This is a genomic window from Yersinia ruckeri ATCC 29473 (assembly GCF_000754815.1).
GTDB lineage: Bacteria > Pseudomonadota > Gammaproteobacteria > Enterobacterales > Enterobacteriaceae > Yersinia > Yersinia ruckeri.
The window spans coordinates 608918-630420 of the sequence record NZ_KN150747.1; the positions used below are offsets into that span (position 1 = coordinate 608918).

Genomic DNA, 21503 nt, shown 5'->3' on the forward strand with positions numbered 1-21503 from the left:
CTGACCATTATTTAGGGTGGCAAAGGTAGTCGTGGTTATGTTGCTGACGTAAATCGCATAGGTAGAGCATGGTTTTATCCTGCACGTTGACGTGCTTCATCGCTTTGTCTGAAATAATGGAAAACAGGCCGTTGGGATAAACGGTTTCGCCAGTTTCCAGAATGGTGCCGGAAACCGGTTGGTTTTGAGCATCGATGAAAAAGCCGTTGTACAGCAGCGTTAATTGAATATCAGCCTGTGCGGCAAAGACTTGGCCAGGATGAGCATGCATAAAGTTAACCGGCAGGTTGATGTGCATATCCATATCGTTGCGACGAGTCTGAACCTCGGCAAATGTCTGTTTAGCGTAGCGTGGAACCGGTATTGCAGTGGTGGTTCCACCTACGACCGGATAGCCTTCAACGCTAAAACTATAAGGGGTGCCAACGTCAGGTGTTTTGACCAGCATTGCGGTGCCGGTATAGCCATTTGGCCCGAAGGCAATACCTTGTGTATTGGCCGCCACCATGCCGTCATAATGCAGCCCGCCGTAGATTGTTTGATTGCTGGCTCCTATTTCCGCAGACAAATTGCCTCGTGAACCTTGACGGGAAACGAGGCTACTGAGGTTATAATTTTGCCTATTAACGGTGCCGCTGAGGCCCAACGCGGTGTTACCGTAATCATCTGTTTGGTTATGTTGATAGTTGATGCCGCTGGCAATGTGTTTATCGGTATAAATGCTGGTTAGCTGAGTATTATGCTTTTTGAATGTTAGGGTGGCGTTTAAAAACAGGCCATAGTCATTTTTTCGATCGTTACGTTGGTCTTTACGCACGCCGATTGAAAAATTTACTCCATATTGAGGCTGTTGCCAGCGCCAGTTACCGTGCAACCGATGCTGAGCGGCGTTATTTGCATGGTGCAAATGGTAGCTGAGCGTAGTCGTACCAAATCGGCGACCATAAGAGAATGTGCTGCTGTTATTGCCCGTCGGGGTATAGAAAGAAACATTGGGGTTTTGATAGCGCGAAACTGACCAAAATCCGAAAGTCGGATTGCTTCCACTGAGGCGTAGGTAACCGCCGCTACCTTTTTCACCGGAGATGACGCCGAGTGAAGGTGAGATATTAAGGCGTCCAAAAGTGAGTGGCCGTGAAATATTGCCTTCGGCCGCCCAATGATGCGCATTATCTGCGAGTAAGCTAACGTTAGAATTGAACCAGGGGGTAATCATGCTACGGCCAAATTGCATCAGATAGGCATCGGTTATCTTTTTTTTCTTTCTGGCGCGTAGAGATTCACCAACGGTAATAAACCAGCCTTTATTACCGTGGAAACTTATATTAGCAATTTGCAGACTTTCTCTGCTGACTTCTCGGCCGGTACGGTCAATCAAGCGTATGTCAGCATTATAATACCCGCTGGGTAATTGGGCGTAATCGATTTCATTACGGCCAAGCTGGGCAGGGAAACGACGGATAAACTGACCATCGCGATAAATATCAAAATCCCCGTTTTGCGTGGCATATAGCACTAACGTCTCCGCCGAAGACGTTTCTGACGATATGTGATGTTGACTACCCAGCGAGACAAAATGATCGAGCGCTGGGGAGATTAGGGTCTGCACCCTTGCGGCACTGTTATCTAAATAGTTTCTGTGTCCCGCGCGTAAATAAACAGAGGAAAAGTTCTTCTGTATATACCAGTTCTGGCCAATACCCTTTTTGGTGTCTCCATTGCGTAGCAGTCGTTGTACATGACTGGTATTATTATAGAACCAACCAAGATAGCCGTAGGACTGAAAAGGAAGGCCAATATAGCCTTGTCCATTGACTGATATTGCCAAGTAGTTATTATTTGCTGCGCGTAAATCTACGGATTGATTATGAACCAACCCAAAGGTTGTTATGGGTAGTACGTTACTCAACTTAGGATCTTTAATGATAAGAGTCTGATTTATTTTATCCAGCGTTACTGAATGCCCGTTGAGGAAGTAGTCACAGCCTGACTTACATTCATCATAAGGTAATTTCTCGAGTAATTTTTCTAATAAAACTATTTTTTCTATTACTATACCATTGTGTAGAAGTGACTCTTTATCGAAATCCAACCTCTTGAGACTGTGTGAATAAAATAGTGGAAAAGGAAGATATTCACCATTTAATACAACCAATATTCTTCTTGATGTATCTTCCTCTACAGCAGTAAAACCAGCAGGGACAAGGTGGTTAATGATGATTTCTCCATTGGAATAGAATGGGGTTATTATCATTAAAGAATAGAATGTAATTTTCCATTTTGAAACGTGATTAGTTGTAATTGCCATTGGATTCCATTCCATTATTCATGATGGCGATTTTTACGACTCTATTTATGACTAAAAGACGGAGTTTTCACCCCGTCTAATTCACTCTTTATGGGTTGTTAAATCTGGTCTTCTTGGTCACCTACTTCTTCTAATGGGTCAGCATCAGGTAGATGGATGACCGCTGATGTGCTGGACTCCAGCATTAAAGGAATGACACCAGTATAAATCTCTCCAGCGACAGCATTTGCGGGTGCCCGGGCTGTTACCCGGAAATCGACATTGGATCTGCCATTCCCCTCCACAGCAAACGTTTGTGCATTATCGTTACCAATCCCGATATCTCTACCACTAATACTAAGATTAATATTCTCAAATGCTTTTTGACGATCATCCGTCATCAGTGTTGGCAGACCTGAGATATAAATCACGAATTCATCATGGGATGAATTTGAAGAATTTAGCCGTACCTCCCTTTCTCCTGCATAGTCATTTTGGTCTAAGGATCTTAAATCGTGAACCAGCGTTATAGCACCCAATCTGGAACCATTTGCTTCGCTGATTGAAATATTTTCTGTTATTTCAGCCGTTATATCTACATCCTGATGTAATGCGGCATGGAGTGGAGAGCTTGCCAAGATGGCTATTGCCAAGGTCGATATTGCTAATTTTTTCATTTTTATATCCTTATGTTTAGTTAACAGATTTCCGTATTTATAACGGTCGGTCACAATTTTGATAAGCTGTAGTTTTTTTAAAATAAATAACGTTATCTTTGTGCGTAGAAAACACTAACATGGTTAATAATCGATGCTCAAGATTATCTTTTATTTATTTGCCTTATTCTTTTTTTTGTTTTTTTTATTCAGAATTGTTATTTATGATGTTTGTCGCATGGGTTGGGCTTATTTGATTTCTGAGTGGCCATGTTTTTATTAATATAATAACAATCTCCATTTATTCATTGATTCATAGTCTATTTGTCATATCGCGGAAATGGCGCAAAAGTATATTTTGGCGCAATATATTTTTTTTGTCACATCCGTGTCATAAAAAAAGTATTTTTTTGTAATCAATCAATGTCATGTTTGTTTTCGAACAAAAAACTGATTTATTTCGCTCACGGTTATCTTTTATTCCATCTGTTCATTAACTGCGTGAGCTACACCAATTGATTCAGGGACCAGACATGTTCTATCAGACGCTTCGTAACACAACGCTGTGTGCCGCGCTTACTTTGGTATTTAGTGCTCATGCACTCGCGACCACTGAAATTCCTTTTTGGCATTCAATGGAAGGAGAGTTAGGCAAAGAAGTCGACTCTCTGGCCCAGCGTTTTAATCAGACTCACCCAGATTATAAAATCGTTCCGGTCTATAAAGGTAATTACGAACAGAACCTGGCTGCGGGTATTGCGGCATTCCGCTCTGGTAAAGCACCGGCTATTTTGCAGGTTTATGAAGTCGGCACCGCCACGATGATGGCCAGCAAAGCCATTAAGCCGGTGTTTGAAGTTTTTAAGGACGCTGGGATTAATTTTGATGAGTCAATCTTCGTGCCTACGGTTGCGGGCTATTACACCGACGCTAAAACTGGCCATTTATTATCTCAACCATTTAACAGCTCCACACCGGTACTTTATTACAACAAAGACGCTTTCAGGAAAGCGGGTCTGAATCCCGAACAGCCGCCAAAAACTTGGCAGGAACTGGCAGAAGATACTGCCAGGTTACGCACTGCGGGTATGACTTGTGGCTACGCCAGCGGCTGGCAAGGATGGATTCAGATTGAAAACTTCAGCGCCTGGCATGGCCAACCGATAGCCAGTAAAAATAATGGCTTTGATGGAATGGATGCGGTACTCGAATTCAACAAACCTTTACAGGTCAAGCATATCCAATTGCTGGCTGATATGAATAAAAAAGGGGATTTCTCTTACTTTGGTCGTAAAGACGAATCTACTGCCAAGTTCTATAACGGCGATTGTGCTATCACTACGGCTTCTTCTGGTTCACTGGCCGACATTCGACACTATGCCAAATTCAACTATGGCGTGGGCATGATGCCTTATGATGCGGATGCTAAAAACGTGCCGCAGAACGCCATCATCGGCGGAGCCAGTTTGTGGGTAATGGAGGGTAAGACTCCCGATACCTATAAGGGTGTGGCCGAGTTCCTACAGTTCCTGACTCAGCCAGAGATTGCCGCCGAATGGCATCAGAAAACCGGGTATCTGCCCATCACCACTGCGGCTTACGAATTGACTAAACAGCAAGGCTTCTACGATAAGAATCCGGGTGCCGATGTTGCTACTCGTCAGATGCTGAATAAACCGCCATTGCCTTATACCAAGGGTCTGCGCTTGGGCAATATGCCGCAAATCCGTACTGTAGTTGATGAGGAATTGGAAGGCGTGTGGACCGGTAAGAAAACGCCGCAGGAAGCATTGGACAATGCTGTTAAACGAGGTGATGTGCTGTTACGTCGTTTCGAGCAAGCCAATAAATAATCCAGTGCCCCGCTGATGTGGGGAAGATCGCGCTCTCTTGTATTGATGATAGCAATGAGGGAGCGCGATTTAATGCTTCAATATATCAATGAGCTAAATTCTTTATGAGTGCTTCCCGCCCCGGTTTTTCCTGTAGCTGGTTACCCTATTTACTGGTTCTGCCACAGTTATTGATCACCGCAGTCTTCTTTCTTTGGCCTGCGGGTGAAGCGTTATGGTACTCGGTGCAGTCCCTTGATCCTTTTGGTCTTTCCAGTGAGTTCGTTGGTCTGAGCAACTTTACCCAGCTTTTTCAAGACGAATATTATCTAGCCTCTTTCTATACCACGTTGATTTTCAGTGGCTTGGTTGCGGGTATCGGCCTGATTGTTTCGTTGTTTTTTGCAGCCATGGTGGATTATGTCCTGCGTGGCAGCCGTATTTATCAAACCCTACTGATTTTGCCTTATGCTGTTGCGCCCGCAGTGGCGGCAGTGCTGTGGATTTTCCTGTTCAGTCCTGGTCTTGGATTGATTACTCATTTCCTCGGAATATTGGGCTATAACTGGAATCACGCACAAAATAGCGGCCAGGCGATGTTCTTAGTGGTATTGGCATCGGTTTGGAAGCAAATTAGCTATAACTTTCTATTTTTCCTCGCTGCATTACAGTCAATTCCTCGTTCATTGGTTGAAGCGGCCGCTATTGATGGCGCAGGGCCGGTACGACGCTTTTTTAATATTGCGGTACCGCTGATTTCACCCGTGAGCTTTTTCCTGTTGGTCGTCAATCTGGTTTATGCCTTTTTCGATACATTTCCAGTCATCGACGCGGCAACGGGCGGCGGCCCGATGCAGTCCACCACCACTCTGATTTACAAAATCTATCGCGAAGGATTCGCTGGTTTGGATCTTTCCAGTTCTGCCGCCCAATCGGTGGTGTTAATGCTGCTAGTGATTGGCCTCACCGTCATTCAGTTCCGTTTTGTCGAACGTAAGGTACGTTACCAATGATTGAGAATCGCCGAGGGCTGGATATTTTCTGCCATGTGATGCTGATTATCGGCGTATTGCTGATTCTTTTTCCGCTGTATGTCGCTTTTGTCGCCGCTTCGTTGGACGACAAGCAGGTATTTCAGGTGCCGATGACTCTGATTCCCGGCACGCAGCTATGGCATAACATCAGCCAAATCTGGTATGGCGGAGTGGGGAGCAGCAGCGCGCCTTTTGGTTTGATGCTATTCAATAGTTTTGTGATGGCTTTTGCGATTACGGTAGGGAAAATCACGGTATCGATACTCTCTGCCTACGCCATTGTTTATTTCCGCTTTCCCCTGCGAAACCTGTTTTTCTGGCTGATTTTTCTTACGCTGATGTTGCCGGTTGAAGTGCGTATTTTCCCGACAGTTCAGGTTATTGCCAACCTGAATATGCTGGATAGCTACACCGGGCTGACATTACCATTGATGGCCTCCGCTACAGCGACTTTCCTGTTCAGGCAATTCTTTATGACTTTGCCTGATGAACTGTTGGAAGCGGCGCGGATTGACGGAGCCGGTGCCATGCGCTTCTTTTGGGATATTGTATTGCCACTGTCTAAAACCAATTTGGCAGCGCTATTTGTTATTACCTTTATCTATGGTTGGAACCAATATTTGTGGCCAATATTAATCACCAGTGATGCCTCAATGGGCACTGCGGTGGCGGGTATCCGAAGCATGATTTCCAGCTCGGGTGCTCCTACCCAGTGGAATCAGGTGATGGCGGCAATGATCCTGACATTAATTCCACCGGTTGTGGTGGTTCTTCTGATGCAGCGCTGGTTTGTGCGCGGTCTGGTAGACAGTGAGAAGTAATCTGATATGGCATGTTTAAAGCTTCAGGCAGTAAGTAAATCCTATGACGGCATTACGCCGGTGATTAAAACTATCGATCTGGATGTCGCCGATGGTGAATTTATCGTGATGGTCGGCCCGTCAGGCTGTGGAAAATCAACGTTGCTCCGGATGGTAGCGGGTTTAGAATGTACCACCAGCGGCGATATTTATATTGATAACCAACGGGTGACTGATCTGGAACCCAAAGATCGCGGTATTGCGATGGTATTCCAGAATTACGCGCTGTATCCCCATATGAGTGTTTACGACAATATGGCCTATAGCTTGAAAATACGGGGATTTGGCAAAGAACAGATTCGTCAGCGTGTGGATGAAGCTGCGCGTATTTTAGAGTTACAGCCGCTGCTCAAACGTAAACCGCGAGAACTGTCCGGAGGCCAACGCCAGCGTGTAGCGATGGGACGCGCTATTGTGCGTGAACCTGCGGTATTCCTGTTTGATGAGCCATTATCAAATCTGGATGCCAAGCTGCGGGTGCAGATGCGCCTTGAATTGCAACAGTTGCATCGTCGCCTAAAAACCACCAGTTTGTACGTCACTCACGATCAGGTTGAAGCCATGACATTGGCAGAGCGGGTAATTGTGATGAATAAAGGTGTGGCAGAACAAATCGGTACGCCAAGTGAAGTGTATAAGCGCCCTGCCACATTGTTCGTAGCCAGTTTTATTGGCTCACCGGCGATGAATTTACTGTCGGGTAGTATCAGTCAGGATGGCAAACAATTTTTGTCTGGAGAGAGTGCGCCAATCTTGCTTGAACAGCCAAGACCTGCCTGGGCAGGGCGATTGTTGACCTTGGGTATTCGACCAGAGCATATTGAACTGACTACTTTGGCCCAAGGCGGGATCCCCTTAAACCTGCTGACACTAGAGCTACTGGGTGCAGATAATCTGGCTCATGGTCAATGGAATGGGCAGGGCGTTATTGCTCGGTTATCCCATGAGCATATGCCCGCAGTGGGTAGCACGTTATATTTGAAACTGCCGGCTCAGGCACTGCACTTTTTTGATACTCAAAGCGGACTACGAATGGAATGATGAATATAGATTGGCCTTATCCTACGATTGTTGCCCACCGTGGTGGTGGCTCCTTGGCTCCGGAAAATACCTTGGCAGCGATTGACGTTGGCGCTCGCCACGGCCATAAGATGGTCGAGTTTGATGCGAAATTGTCGCAGGATGGACAGATTTTTCTGTTGCATGACGACACACTGGAACGCACCAGTAACGGTTGGGGCATTGCGGGGGAATTACCGTGGGACAAACTGGTGCAGCTAGACGCTGGCGATTGGTATAGCTCGGCATTTCAGGGCGAGCGCTTGCCGTTATTGTCGGCGGTAGCGGCACGTTGCGCAGAATACGGTATGGCGGCCAATATCGAGATTAAACCGACGACGGGCGTAGAAATGCATACGGGACGCGCTATTGCGCTGGCGGCTCGTTTGCTGTGGCAGGGATGCAAAATACCGCCGTTGCTTTCTTCTTTCTCGGTCACGGCACTGGCGGCGGCACAGGATGCAGCACCGGAATTACCCCGTGGGCTATTGCTGGATGAATGGGATGAGCGCTGGTTGGAACTGACTCAGTTTCTGGGCTGTGTTTCTTTGCATATTAATTATAAAGAACTGACTGCTGAACGAGTGGCGCGACTGAAAGCTGCTGGGCTACGTATTCTGGTCTACACGGTAAACCATCCAGCGCAAGCCAGAGAATTGTTAAATTGGGGTGTGGATTGTATTTGTACCGACCGTATAGATTTGATTGGTGTGGATTTTGCCAACGGCTGAGCTACCTGATGACGGTTTGTTGCCGGTTAGCTCAGTCATTATTTTGACGCTAACTGTCTTCGAATATTACGATAAGGTTACGGGTTTAATCGGTACCATTTTGGGTACGGCGGGTGAGGCGCGATGAAATAGATCGATGGCTGGCGCGATCGGTATGACCGGTTTCACCTGTAATAGCGGTTGTTGCTCCTGAGTATATTGTTGTAAGCGCCGTTGCTCCTGCTGCTGATTAATGAGCAGCCGTTGTTGCTGGCGCATCTCGCTTTGCTGATTAATCACCCGTTGCTGTTGTTCCAAAGGTGTAGATATGAGGCTATTTTGTGCCAGCGTCGCGACGGGCAGCAGCAAATAACCCAACAGATAATGAATTTTTTTCATCTTAATTTCCCGCTTGCTACTGCGATAACCCATGAAAATCGCCCGTTCGAACTAAAATCACTCAGATGTAAACCATGTTGACGATAAATTCAGCATCCGCTTCCGATACAATTGTTTTTTATTACTTCAATGAGCTTAACCTATCGTGTTGTTACTGGTTATTACTACCATCTTGTGGGCATTTTCTTTCAGCCTGATCGGCGAGTATCTAGCAGGCCAGGTAGATAGCTGGTTCTCTGTGCTCATGCGGATCGGTCTGGCTGCCGTAGTATTCCTGCCATTTCTCCGCTGGAAGAACATTCAGAGACGGGTTATTGCACTGTATATGATTGTCGGCGCGATCCAGTTGGGTATCATGTACCTGTTTATCTTCCGCGCATATTTATATCTCAGTGTCCCGGAATTCTTATTGTTTACCGTGATGACGCCTCTGTATGTCACCTTGATTTATGATTTGCTCCGCCGTCAGCGTTTACGCTGGGGCTACGCTCTCAGTGCATTACTTGCCGTGGTGGGCGCCGCTATCATTCGCTATGACCAGCTAAGCGAACATTTCTGGTTGGGATTGGCGTTAGTACAGGCAGCGAATATCTGTTTTGCCATTGGACAGGTCGGTTATAAACGCTTGATGGAAGTGCATCCGATCCCGCAGCACACAGCTTTTTCCTGGTTTTACCTTGGGGCTTTGCTGGTGGCAGCGGTGGCTTGGTTTGCTTTCGGTAATCCCAATAAGCTCCCAACCACAGAATTGCAATGGGGCGTATTGATTTGGCTCGGGGTCGGCGCATCTGCGCTGGGTTATTTTATGTGGAACTATGGTGCCACGCAGGTTGATGCTGGCACCCTCGGTATTATGAATAATATTCACGTTCCAGCCGGCTTACTGGTTAACTTGGCAATCTGGCAGGAAAAACCTCACTGGCTGAGTTTTATCATTGGCGGGACGGTGATAATGGCCTCGTTATGGGTACACCGGCGTTGGGTCGCTCCGCATTCTTTACAAAGGGTAGGTGATCGCAAGCGTGCTGACGAGCCGAACGAATAAAGGCTTCCGTTACCGGCTGGCGCTGCTCCCCATTGCGGACTGCGGCGTACAGTCGGCTCCATAACCCTTCTCCCAAGGCTGTTGTTACCACTAAACCCTGACGTTCGAAGCTTTCCACCACCCAGTGCGGCAAAGCCGCTATTCCCATCCGCGCCGATACCATCTGAATCAATAACAAGGTGTTATCCACACTTTTCAGTGAAGGACTGACGCCAGCAGGCTGTAGGAAATGACGCCAAATATCCAGCCGCTGACGCTGAACCGGATAAATCATGAGCGTTTCATCGGCTAAATCTTCGGGTTCTATCCGTGCCTTTCCGGCCAATGGATGGTCTGGAGCCAGCACCAAGCGCACTTCAAAATCAAACATCGGCGAGTAATGCAGACCGCTACGCGGCAAAATATCGGAGGTCAATACTAAATCTAGCTCGCCTTGTTGGAGTGCGGGTTGTGGGTCAAAAGTCACGCCGGATTTGAAATCCATGGTGACCTGTGGCCAATGCTGGTGGAAATTGTCCAGAGCAGGCGTAAGCCACTGAATACAGCTATGACATTCAATCGCAATTCGCAATGCCGTTTGGTGCGGTTCACTACAGGTTTGCAGCGCTTGTTTGATTTGCGGTAATACTTGTTCAGCTAACTGCAAAAGAATCTCTCCCTGAGTGGTGAAACGCAGCGGCTGGCTTTTACGCACAAACAAACGGAACCCCAGACGTTGCTCCAGATCGCTGAATTGATGTGATAAAGCCGATTGGGTTTGGTGGAGTTGCGTTGCTGCCGCCGCCAGCGATCCAGTATTACGCAAGGCTTGCAGGGTGCGTAAATGTTTCAGTTCGATCATGAGAGTCCTTCACAGTGACAGTGAAAAAATTGCGCTTGTGGTTAATACAGTACCTGCTGATTATGGATGTGTAAACATCTGGATGGCTAAATGGGAAATACAACGATGACAATTTTAAATCACACACTGGGTTTTCCGCGCGTTGGTCTGAAACGTGAACTGAAAAAAGCACAAGAAAGCTACTGGGCAGGCAACATCACGCAGGAAGCATTGCTCAATGTGGGTCGTGAATTGCGCGCTCGTCATTGGCAACAGCAGCAGCAGGCGGGCGTCGATTTAGTCCCGGTCGGTGACTTTGCCTGGTATGACCATGTATTGACCACAAGTTTGTTGCTGGGCAACGTACCTGCTCGTCATCAAAACGACGATGGCAGCATCGATCTGGATACCTTATTCCGTATCGGCCGTGGCCGCGCACCAACCGGTAAGCCGGCCGCCGCCGCTGAAATGACCAAATGGTTTAATACCAACTATCACTATATGGTGCCAGAGTTCCAGCAGGGACAGGCGTTCAAATTGAGCTGGACACAACTCCTGGACGAAGTGGACGAAGCGCTGGCATTAGGCCACAAAATCAAACCGGTACTGCTTGGCCCGATAACTTACCTGTGGCTGGGTAAAGTCAAAGGTGAGCAATTTGATCGCCTGTCACTGCTAAAAGACATCTTGCCGGTTTATCAGCAAGTGCTGGCTGAGCTGGCAAAACGTGGCATTGAATGGGTACAAATTGATGAACCAGCGTTGGTGTTGGAACTGCCTCAAGCGTGGCTAGATGCTTATCAACCCGCTTATCAGGCACTACAAGGGCAGTCTAAGCTGCTACTGACTACCTATTTTGATAGCATTGGCCACAATCTGGATATTATTCGCACTTTACCGGTACAGGGTCTGCACGTGGATGTGGTTGCCGGTAAAGATGATATTGCTGAACTGAATCAGACATTGCCAAAAAACTGGCTGCTTTCATTGGGTGTAATTAATGGCCGTAACGTATGGCGTGCCGATTTGAGTACATGGTTTGAACGTCTACAACCGCTGGTAGCAAGCCGCCCGCTGTGGATTGGAACCTCTTGTTCACTGTTGCATAGCCCGATTGATCTCAGCGAAGAAACCCGGCTGGATCATGAAGTCAAAAGCTGGTTTGCCTTTGCTCTGCAAAAATGTGCGGAACTGTCATTGCTGACAAAAGCGCTGAATGCACCAGATGCCGTGAAACTGGCAGAACTGGCTGCCTACAGCGCGCCGATCCGCGCTCGACGGTCATCTAGCCGAGTTCATAACCCTCAGGTAGAACAACGTTTGGCTGCGATCACGCCAAAAGATAGCGAGCGCCAGCACCGCTACCAACAGCGTGCCGAAGCGCAACGTCAGCGCTTTAATCTACCGGCCTGGCCGACCACGACGATCGGTTCATTCCCGCAAACAACAGAGATTCGCGGTTTGCGTCTGGATTTCAAACAGGGTCGTCTGGACGGTAAAAATTACCGCACCGGCATCAGCGAACATATCAAACAGGCGATTGCCGAGCAGGAGCGACTAGGGCTGGATGTTCTGGTTCACGGTGAAGCCGAACGCAATGATATGGTGGAGTATTTTGGCGAGCATCTGGACGGTTTCGTATTTACCCAAAACGGTTGGGTGCAAAGCTACGGTTCCCGCTGTGTAAAACCGCCAGTGATTATCGGCGACATTAGCCGCCCGGAAGCCATTACCGTCGAGTGGGCTAAATATGCCCAGTCGCTGACGGACAAGCCGGTCAAGGGCATGTTGACCGGGCCGGTAACCATCTTGTGTTGGTCATTCCCACGGGAAGACGTCAGCCGAGAAACCATTGCAAAACAAATTGCCTTGGCACTGCGTGATGAAGTGGAAGATTTGGAAAAAGCTGGGATTGGAATCATTCAAATTGATGAACCGGCGCTGCGTGAAGGTTTACCGTTACGTCGTACTGAATGGCAGGAATATCTGAATTGGGCGGTAGATGCATTTAAGCTGAATGCTGCTGTGGCGCAAGATGATACCCAGATTCATACTCACATGTGTTATTGCGAGTTTAACGACATCATGGATTCTATTGCTGCGTTGGATGCTGATGTTATTACTATAGAAACTTCCCGTTCAGATATGGAACTACTTGAGTCATTTAAAGATTTTGATTACCCGAATGAAATTGGGCCCGGCGTTTACGATATTCACTCGCCGAATGTGCCAAGTGTCGAATGGATTGAAGCCTTGCTGCGCAAAGCGGCACAGCGAATCCCGGCGGAACGCCTGTGGGTTAACCCGGATTGCGGTCTGAAAACCCGTGGCTGGCCAGAAACCCGTCAGTCACTTGCTAACATGGTGCTGGCCGCTCAACGTCTGCGTGAAGAACAGATTTAATTCGTTATCGTGATCTTAGGAGCACGGAAACGCCCTCAGACTGCTGACAAACCTCGATCCTGCGACCTCAGGTGGGGCAGACCGGCAGAAGAGTCAAGCGTCCGTGCTAGGGATGGCGCGGAACGAGCCTACAAGGAGGTATTCACGGCGTTCAACGCGGCGAGCACTTTGTCATTAAACCTCAGGGCGCGTAAGCGCCCTTTTTCACGCTGATGACCTGACGGTGGAAGGCGTATTTTACGGTGCTTTACGAGGGCTGATATCATAGCGATTAAACCAGCCAATCATACGCTGCCAGGCATCCAAAGCGGCTTCCTGATGATAGTTCGGACGATAATCCGCATTAAACGCATGTCCTGCTTCGGGATACACAATCAGTTCAGCCTCGGCATTGGCGGCGCGCAATGCGTGGCGCATCGTTTCCACTTGCTCCTGAGATATTCCGCTATCCTGACCACCGTACAAACCAAGCACCGGCGCAGAAAGATTCACTGCAATATCAACTGGATGCTTAGGACAGTTCAGGCTTTTATCTCCGGCCAGCTTTCCATACCATGCTACTGCGGCTTTCAACTGCGGATTATGTGCCGCGTAAAGCCATGCGATACGGCCTCCCCAGCAAAAACCGGTGATAGCTAATTTGCTGATGTCTCCATCGTGGCGCGAAGCCCAGTTAACCGTATGATCCAAATCCACCAACACTTGTCTATCTGAAACTTTGCCGACCAATTGGCCAATGAGTTCGCTGATATCATGGTATTCACTGGCATTACCTTGACGAAAATAGAGATCAGGAGCGATAGCCAAATATCCTTCTTTGGCCAAGCGACGACAAATATCTCTGATGTGTTCATGCACACCAAAGATTTCATGCACTACAATCACCACCGGGTAAGGGCCATGATGTTGTGCGGGTTTGGCGATGTAGGCTGGCAACAGCTCTCCTTGTGAGGGAATAGTTGTATCACTTGCATGAATGTCTTGTGAGTCAGTATGAATCACTGAGGAGGCCAAAAAATCGACGGCTGGGGTGAACTGGCTGGCAGTTTGCCTGAGTGTCATGTCTTGATCGGTTTTCATTATGCTCTCCCTGAAGTTAGCGAATGAGATGGCTGGCCTTAACTATAGGTAATATTGCACATTAATGGACAGGCGCAGGTGCAGTAAGCCGTCGATTTTGTGACGAATGAGAGAGAGGGTAGCTTGGCGGCCTGATATTGCCGTTGTTTCTTTTACTCTGATGCCATGGCACTTTTTTTTGGCTCATTTAGGGATAGAAAATAACGTTTATTGGATTATTTTGTGATTAAGGTCACGATATTAATGTATTTGTTGTTTCTATTTCTTTTATCAAGGTGATAGTCGTCACGAAATTATTTGGCGATTTTAAGTAAAGTAGTTCTTTGTTCCTCCCAACCACATTTCTCATGAAAGAGGAGTCTCATATGTCTAAATCCGATGTTTTCCACCTTGGCCTGACTAAGGACGATCTGAAAGGGGCCACTTTGGCCATCGTTCCTGGCGATCCGCAGCGCGTTGAGAAAATCGCTCGACTCATGGATAACCCGGTACATTTGGCTTCTCATCGTGAATTTACTACTTGGCGTGCCGAATTGGATGGCAAGCCAGTGATCGTTTGTTCAACCGGTATTGGTGGACCCTCAACGTCTATTGCCGTTGAGGAACTCGCTCAACTGGGGGTGCGTACTTTCCTGCGTATCGGCACTACGGGGGCGATCCAGCCGCACATTAACGTGGGTGACGTATTAGTGACTACCGGTGCAGTACGTTTAGATGGTGCGAGCCTGCACTTTGCTCCGCTTGAATTCCCTGCGGTAGCCGATTTTGCCTGTACGACTGCGCTGGTTGAGGCCGCTAAATCCGTTGGTGCAACCACCCATATCGGGGTTACTGCCTCGTCAGATACTTTCTATCCTGGGCAGGAACGCTACGATACTTTCTCCGGTCGCGTAGTGAGTCGTTTCCGTGGTTCGATGGAAGAGTGGCAATCTATGGGAGTCATGAACTATGAGATGGAGTCAGCCACCTTGCTGACCATGTGCGCCAGTCAGGGCTTACGTGCCGGTATGGTTGCCGGTGTCATTGTCAACCGTACGCAGCAAGAAATTCCTAATGCAGAAACCATGCAGAAAACGGAAAGTCATGCAGTAAAAATTGTGGTAGAAGCGGCTCGTCGCCTGCTGTAATTCCTGTGACGGGCTGCTTCATGTAGCCCGTTCATTCTTTCCTTCCGTCTATAATCTGGTAAGGTCATATCTCTTATAATGGACGATAAAATAAGAGGATAGTATGACAACTGCCTTTGCACAGCATCCTTCTCTGCTCCCACTCGACGGCGGTATTAACTTTCGTGATATCGGTGGCAATCTCGCGGCTGATGGCCGGAAAATCAAACAGGGATTACTGTTTCGCTCTGGTTCTCTGGATCGTTTGAGTGAGAGAGACTGCCAGTTTCTCAGCAGTTGCGCAGTGAGCCACATTCTTGATTATCGGGATGTAGATGAAGTGCGTAATAAGCCAGATATTCTGTGGCAAGGAGTCCAATATCATCATTTTCCAGCGAACCCACTCAGTACCGAAGTGAATGCCAATTTGGAAAAACTGACCAATGAGACACTGTCTGGGTTTGATGCCCGCGCATTTATGTTAGAGCTGTATCGCCGCTTACCTTTTAATAATTCGGCTTACAGGCAGTTGGTAGATTTACTGCAAAATTCTAACGGTGGCAGCATTGTGCAGCACTGCGCGGTGGGTAAAGATCGGACGGGTATCGGTTCGGCATTAGTATTGTTTGCTCTAGGAGCAGATGAAGATACGGTTCTGGAAGATTATTTATTGACTGATACCACTTTGTCGCCTTTTCGCCAACTGATGCTGAACGAATTAGCGAAAAAACTGAATGACCAAGCTTTAAGTCAGTTTGCTTATGTTCTATCAGCCAAAGAGGAGTTTCTCCAGACCGCATTGAACAGCATTAATGCGCGTTATGGCAATCGGGAAAGCTGGTTGCAACAGGAGTTTGGTTTGGGCCGTGCCGAGTGTAAAAGATTGCAATCATACTTCCTTGAATAAGCGATAGCTCGCTGTATTTTTGTGATGTATATCATGTTGTTGACGGTGAATTCCCCGTCAGCTTTTTCTTCAGGTCTCTTTATTGCCTCTCGACATCCACCACTCAATCGCCTTTTTTTACCGCTTAATCATGCTGGCTACCGCTCAATCAGATCCCCTGCACTCCTTTTATAACCCAGGCGTATGTTAGCACCTGATAAATTCCCTGGAGAGAATGATCATGCAACATGCGATTACCTTTGTTATCGCCTCCGCGTGTGTCCTGACGATTTGCTACCGTTTATACGGTATCTTTTTCGTTCGTAAGGTGCTGCGAGTCGATGATACTGAAGTAACACCTTCCCACACCTTTGAAGATGGTAAAGATTACGTCCCAACTAAAAAATGGGTTAACTTTGGTAGCCATTTTGCGGCTATTGCAGCCGCGGGTCCTTTGGTTGGCCCAGTATTAGCAGCTCAGTATGGTTATTTACCTGGTTTTCTGTGGTTGCTTATCGGCTGCGTGATTGGTGGCGCAGTTCACGACACGGTCGTGTTATTTGCCTCAATGAAACATCAGGGCAAATCTCTTTCTGAGGTTGCTAAATCAGAATTGGGTCCCATTGCTGGCTGGTGTACCGGTCTGGCCATGTTGTTTATCATCACCATCACGATGGCAGGTTTATCGATGGTTGTGGTGCACGCTTTGGAACGTAACCCTTGGGGCACGTTCGCCGTCTTTATGACCATCCCAATCGCCATCTGCGTTGGTTTATGGGAGCGCATGACCGGCAGTATGAAAGGTGCTTCCTATGTTGGTATCGCCGCCATCATGGTTTGCGTTTTTGTCGGGCCTTATATTGAAGGCACTTGGTTGGGTGAATGGCTGATGTTGAAAGCGGATACTGTCAGTATCATTCTGCCAATGTACGCTTTCTTTGCGACCGCTTTACCTGTGTGGATGCTACTGACTCCCCGCGGTTACTTATCCAGTTTTATGAAGATCGGTGTATTCGGTGCATTGGTTATCGGCGTTGTTTTCATTAACCCAGAAATCCAGTTCCCGGCAGTCACGCAATTTATTCACGGTGGTGGCCCCGTGTTGGCTGGCCCGGTTTGGCCCTTTATTTCTATCACTATTGCTTGCGGTGCAATCTCCGGTTTTCACGCGTTTATTGGCTCAGGTACGACGCCAAAACAGATCGATAAATGGAGCGATATTTTACCGGTAGGTTTCGGTGCCATGTTGGCTGAATGTATGGTTGGCGTAATGGCATTGATCGCTGCAACGGCTTTACATCCTGCGGACTACTTTGCTATTAACTCCTCTGCTGAAGCATGGGGTGCACTAGGCATGGAAGTTGTGAATCTGCCAACGCTTAGCCAGGAAATTGGTCTGGACTTGTATGGACGTACTGGCGGTGCTGTTACTTTGGCTGTGGGTATGACAGATATTTTCATTCGTGTGCCTTGGTTCAGTAGTATGGCTGCTTATTTCTTCCAATTCGTTGTGATGTTCGAAGCGGTATTTATCCTGACTGCTGTTGACTCTGGTACTCGTGTGGCACGCTATTTGCTGCAAGACTTCCTTGGTGATATATGGGCACCACTGAAGCGTACCGATTGGTTGCCTGGCACTTTAGTTTGCAGCGTTATAGCCTGTGCGCTGTGGGGTTACTTGTTGAACTCTGGCGATATCAACTCCGTTTGGGCTTTGTTCGGTGTATCCAATCAGCTAATGGCATCCGTTGGCCTGATTATCGGTGCAACCATTATCCTGCGCCTGGCTACCAAACGTGTTTATATGCTGACTTGTGTTATCCCATTGGCTTATCTGTTTGTCACCGTAAACTACGCAGGTTATTGGATGATCAAGCACGTATATTTCAATTCGGCAGCCAAAGGTTACAACCTGTTTAATGGCATCATCTCGATCATCATGATGACGTTGGGCGTAATTATTCTGATTGCCGCACTCAAGAAATGGCGTGAGTTGTGGAAACGTCGTTCGGCAGAAATGGCGGCGCAACCTGTTACTGCAACGGCCTGAAATCTGTAATACTGTGCATTAACCTTAATTTAAACGGCCGGCATTCACCGGCCGTTTGTTTTTTGTTGAGTTAGAGTCAACTTGGATTGGTTATGCTGTTGGCTCGTAACATCATCAATAACAGGAAAATGCATGTGACCCTTAATGATCTCATTACTTACATAACGGATTTTGTTCGCGAACATGAAATCTGGGCGATACCTATCGTTTTTGTCCTCGCTTTTGGTGAATCACTGGCGTTTTTGTCACTGCTGTTTCCCGCGACCGTTATTCTGTTGGGGCTAGGGGCGCTGATCGGTGAAAGTGGTATTCCATTCTGGCCAATCTGGGCCGCGGCTGCCTCGGGGGCATTCTTTGGCGACTGGCTTTCTTATTGGATCGGTTTTCACTATCAGGATCGTGTAGCAACATTATGGCCGCTTTCACGTAATCCCCAACTGCTGGTCCGTGGTCATGCTTTTTTCGAACGTTGGGGTATTTTTGGTGCCTTTATCGGTCGTTTCTTTGGCCCATTGCGGGCTATTGTTCCTTTGGTTGCTGGTATTTGTGCTATGCCTCAACGTTACTTCCAGCTCGTCAATATCACTTCAGCCCTGATTTGGGCATTCGGTATCTTGGCTCCTGGTGCTTTTGGAATTAAATGGCTCTCTCATTGGATAGGGTAGCTCCGATTGTCGGTTGCTGTTGGGATGTCTTGTTTTATCCGATTTAGTGGTGAAGGAATACAACGTTTCGAAGGGTTTTATTATTTTGCGCGCGGCCTCGCATCACCAGATGTAAGACAAAAACCCTCTGGACATCCATACAGTATCGTCTTACCTTGACGGGCAGAGGGTTAATGTGGCGGAGGAGCCGTGGATACCAGTTTATTTTTGGGTTTGAGTGCCTGTCTGGTTGGAGGATTGATTGGGTGGCTAATTGCCAGCCTGCGCTTTCAGCAGATCAATACGCAGCGTGAAACGACGCTGCGCCTTTTGGAGCAATCCTTGGCGCAGGCGCAGCAAGAGCTGTCCGCTCAACACCAAATTCAGTTGCGTAATGAGCAAACGCTTCAGGAGAATGCATTGGAGCTGCGTAATCTGCATAGCCAACTGGCTGCAGCCAATGAAAAATTACAGCAGCTTGGTCATTGGCGAAATGAATGCGAACAGCTAAATCAGGAGTTGCGCGCCCAGCGTGAAGTGAATAGCGCGCAGGAAGCTGAATTACGCGAAGTCACCATTCGTCTTGAAGAGACGCGTCTGGCGGCGGAAGAAAAGCAGCGTTTGCTGATGAATAGTGAGCAACGACTCACCACTCAGTTTGAAAATCTGGCTAACCGCATCTTTGATCAAACGGGGAGGCGGACAGATGAACAAAATAAGCAAAGTCTGGATAAGCTGCTGTTGCCACTACGTGAGCAGCTAGAAGGTTTTCGCCGTCAGGTTCAAGATAGCTTTGGTCAGGAAGCCCGTGAACGGCACACGCTGACACACGAAATTCGTAGTCTCCAGCAACTAAACGCACAAATGGCACGTGAAGCACTCAACTTGACTAAAGCATTAAAAGGCGACAACAAAACTCAGGGTAACTGGGGTGAAGTTGTTCTCAGTAAAGTACTGGAAGCCTCCGGACTGCGAGAAGGGTATGAATACCAGACGCAAATCAGTGTGAGCCTCGATAATAATAGCCGCATGCAGCCTGATGTTATTGTTCGTCTTCCTCAGGGCAAGGATGTGGTCATTGACGCCAAAATGTCATTGGTAGCTTACGAGCGTTATTTTAACAGTGAAGATGATGCCGAGAGGACGATAGCCATTAATGAGCATCTGGCCTCAGTTCGAAATCACATCAAATTGCTGGGTAGAAAAGACTATCAGCAGTTACCTGGCTTACGTACTTTGGACTATGTATTGATGTTTATCCCAGTAGAACCCGCATTTTTGGTCGCCATTGATAAACAACCGGAATTAATAAACGAAGCACTACAGCACAATATTATGTTGGTCAGCCCAACGACGCTGTTAGTCGCGTTACGCACGATTACCAACTTATGGCGCTATGAGCACCAAAGCCAAAATGCCCAGCTTATCGCTGAACGTGCGGGTCGGTTATACGACAAATTGCGTTTATTTGTAGATGACATGGAATCGATCGGACAAAGCTTGGATAAAGCGCATATAAGTTATCGCCAGGCAATGAACAAACTGGCTCAAGGCCGTGGTAACCTGATAGGACAGGTTGAAGGTTTCCGTGCTTTGGGTGTTGAAGTTAAAAAGCCCATTAGTCCGTCATTAGTGGCGCGCGCTAGCGCAGAACACAATCCTGAAGGTGATGTGGCACGCGTAAATGATGAGGTGGAATTGTCGCAGCAAGATGGTCCTGCCTCATTGAAATATCAGAATTAGCTGTATGCCGCTCAATATCACTGCGTTGAAAAACAGCGGCAATCCCATTGGTTCAACGTTAGGCGAAGTGGGGCTTTCCCCCCAGTTCTGGTACACTCCCCCGAAAGATTGACTGAAAAGCAGGCAGAGAAAATGGTAGATCAGGTTAAGGAAACCACTCATTTCGGTTTTCGCACCATAGCCAAAGAAGAAAAAGAAGGCATGGTGGCAGAAGTTTTTCATTCCGTAGCAGCGAAATACGATTTGATGAATGATCTGATGTCATTCGGTATTCATCGTATCTGGAAGCGTTTTACCATTGATTGCAGCGGTGTCCGCCGTGGGCAGCGAGTATTGGATCTGGCTGGTGGTACGGGCGATCTGACGGCCAAATTTTCCCGACTAGTCGGCGATCAAGGTCAGGTTGTCCTGGCTGATATCAATGAATCCATGCTACGAATGGGGCGCGAAAAACTTCGTGACAGCGGTATTCTCGGTAATGTCAGCTATGTGCAGGCTAATGCTGAGGCTTTGCCTTTCCCCGATAACTATTTTGATTGCATCACCATTTCTTTTGGTCTGAGAAACGTTACCGAAAAAGAGAAAGCATTACGCTCCATGTTCCGGGTACTGAAACCGGGTGGACGCCTTCTAGTACTTGAATTCTCTAAACCTTTGCTTGAGCCATTGAGTAAAGTTTACGATGCCTATTCATTTCATATCTTACCAAAAATCGGTGGTATGGTTGTCAATGATGCAGATAGTTATCGCTATCTTACCGAATCCATTCGCATGCATCCTGACCAGGAAACATTGAAAGATATGATGATTGATGCTGGTTTCGAGAATGTGACTTATACAAACTTGACCGGTGGTATTGTTGCATTACATCGTGGGTTCAAATTCTGAG

At 47.5% G+C, this 21503-nt stretch carries 18 protein-coding genes; 13 read left to right on the forward strand and 5 right to left on the reverse strand.

Annotated features, from left to right (window positions below):
• Positions 1-7: 7 nt before the first annotated feature.
• Together DJ39_RS02770 and DJ39_RS02775 are read right to left on the reverse strand one after the other, a co-directional pair.
• Positions 8-1909: a TcfC E-set like domain-containing protein gene (locus tag DJ39_RS02770; RefSeq protein WP_230596558.1), complete on the reverse strand. Its 1902-nt coding sequence runs from the start codon at positions 1907-1909 to the stop codon at positions 8-10.
• 497 nt (positions 1910-2406) lie between these two features.
• Positions 2407-2964: a CS1 type fimbrial major subunit gene (locus DJ39_RS02775; RefSeq protein ID WP_038251135.1), complete on the reverse strand. Its 558-nt coding sequence runs from the start codon at positions 2962-2964 to the stop codon at positions 2407-2409.
• Positions 2965-3476: 512 nt separating this feature from the next.
• Here DJ39_RS02775 and ugpB point away from each other — a divergent pair.
• From ugpB to ugpQ, 5 genes are all read left to right on the forward strand, one after another.
• Entirely contained in the window at positions 3477-4796 is a 1320-nt protein-coding gene (gene ugpB / locus DJ39_RS02780; protein ID WP_038251136.1) for a sn-glycerol-3-phosphate ABC transporter substrate-binding protein UgpB, read from the forward strand.
• A 104-nt stretch (positions 4797-4900) separates the two neighbouring features.
• Positions 4901-5788, forward strand: a complete 888-nt coding sequence (ugpA, locus tag DJ39_RS02785) for a sn-glycerol-3-phosphate ABC transporter permease UgpA (RefSeq protein ID WP_004720522.1) — start codon at positions 4901-4903, stop codon at positions 5786-5788.
• On the forward strand, positions 5785-6630 hold the full coding sequence (gene ugpE / locus DJ39_RS02790) for a sn-glycerol-3-phosphate ABC transporter permease UgpE (RefSeq protein WP_038243205.1): 846 nt from the start codon (positions 5785-5787) through the stop codon (positions 6628-6630). Before ugpA ends, ugpE begins: the two co-directional genes overlap by 4 nt.
• A gap of 6 nt (positions 6631-6636) precedes the next feature.
• Positions 6637-7710: a sn-glycerol-3-phosphate import ATP-binding protein UgpC gene (locus tag DJ39_RS02795; RefSeq protein WP_004720518.1), complete on the forward strand. Its 1074-nt coding sequence runs from the start codon at positions 6637-6639 to the stop codon at positions 7708-7710.
• Positions 7710-8459 carry a glycerophosphodiester phosphodiesterase gene (ugpQ, locus tag DJ39_RS02800; protein ID WP_038243211.1) on the forward strand — a complete coding sequence of 250 codons (750 nt, stop codon included), beginning with the start codon at positions 7710-7712 and terminating at the stop codon, positions 8457-8459. The genes DJ39_RS02795 and ugpQ overlap by 1 nt, the downstream gene beginning before the upstream one ends.
• 66 nt (positions 8460-8525) lie before the next feature.
• On the opposite strand, the gene DJ39_RS02805 is transcribed toward ugpQ, so the two are convergent.
• Complete coding sequence (locus tag DJ39_RS02805) at positions 8526-8837, reverse strand: hypothetical protein (protein WP_038251632.1); 312 nt, start codon at positions 8835-8837, stop codon at positions 8526-8528.
• A gap of 145 nt (positions 8838-8982) precedes the next feature.
• On the opposite strand from DJ39_RS02805, the gene DJ39_RS02810 reads away from it, so the two are divergent.
• Positions 8983-9882 carry a carboxylate/amino acid/amine transporter gene (locus DJ39_RS02810; protein ID WP_038243213.1) on the forward strand — a complete coding sequence of 300 codons (900 nt, stop codon included), beginning with the start codon at positions 8983-8985 and terminating at the stop codon, positions 9880-9882.
• On the opposite strand, the gene metR is transcribed toward DJ39_RS02810, so the two are convergent.
• The gene (gene metR / locus DJ39_RS02815; protein ID WP_004720515.1) at positions 9770-10723 is read right to left on the reverse strand and encodes an HTH-type transcriptional regulator MetR; all 954 of its coding nucleotides are present in this window, start codon (positions 10721-10723) and stop codon (positions 9770-9772) included. The two genes, DJ39_RS02810 and metR, sit on opposite strands and share 113 nt — an antisense overlap.
• Positions 10724-10828: 105 nt before the next feature.
• On the opposite strand from metR, the gene metE reads away from it, so the two are divergent.
• Entirely contained in the window at positions 10829-13105 is a 2277-nt protein-coding gene (gene metE / locus DJ39_RS02820) for a 5-methyltetrahydropteroyltriglutamate--homocysteine S-methyltransferase (protein WP_096823694.1), read from the forward strand.
• 237 nt (positions 13106-13342) lie between these two features.
• Here metE and DJ39_RS02825 read toward each other — a convergent pair whose 3' ends face one another.
• Positions 13343-14185, reverse strand: a complete 843-nt coding sequence (locus DJ39_RS02825) for a dienelactone hydrolase family protein (RefSeq protein ID WP_004720510.1) — start codon at positions 14183-14185, stop codon at positions 13343-13345.
• Between the two features lie 365 nt (positions 14186-14550).
• Here DJ39_RS02825 and udp point away from each other — a divergent pair, with 365 nt between their 5' ends.
• The 6 genes from udp to ubiE all read left to right on the forward strand — a co-directional run bounded on the left by udp (position 14551) and on the right by ubiE (position 21502).
• The gene (gene udp / locus DJ39_RS02830) at positions 14551-15312 is read left to right on the forward strand and encodes a uridine phosphorylase (protein WP_038243219.1); all 762 of its coding nucleotides are present in this window, start codon (positions 14551-14553) and stop codon (positions 15310-15312) included.
• Positions 15313-15415: 103 nt separating this feature from the next.
• Positions 15416-16198 carry a tyrosine-protein phosphatase gene (locus tag DJ39_RS02835; RefSeq protein WP_004720505.1) on the forward strand — a complete coding sequence of 261 codons (783 nt, stop codon included), beginning with the start codon at positions 15416-15418 and terminating at the stop codon, positions 16196-16198.
• 220 nt (positions 16199-16418) lie between these two features.
• Positions 16419-18227 carry a carbon starvation CstA family protein gene (locus tag DJ39_RS02840; protein WP_038243223.1) on the forward strand — a complete coding sequence of 603 codons (1809 nt, stop codon included), beginning with the start codon at positions 16419-16421 and terminating at the stop codon, positions 18225-18227.
• 134 nt (positions 18228-18361) lie between these two features.
• Positions 18362-18892, forward strand: a complete 531-nt coding sequence (locus DJ39_RS02845) for a DedA family protein (protein ID WP_038243250.1) — start codon at positions 18362-18364, stop codon at positions 18890-18892.
• Between the two features lie 189 nt (positions 18893-19081).
• Positions 19082-20614 (forward strand): DNA recombination protein RmuC, encoded by a 1533-nt coding sequence (gene rmuC, locus DJ39_RS02850; protein WP_004720500.1) that lies wholly within the window; start codon positions 19082-19084, stop codon positions 20612-20614.
• Between the two features lie 132 nt (positions 20615-20746).
• A complete protein-coding gene (gene ubiE / locus DJ39_RS02855; RefSeq protein WP_038243253.1) occupies positions 20747-21502 on the forward strand; it encodes a bifunctional demethylmenaquinone methyltransferase/2-methoxy-6-polyprenyl-1,4-benzoquinol methylase UbiE in 756 nt (251 codons plus the stop codon).
• Position 21503: the final 1 nt, after the last annotated feature.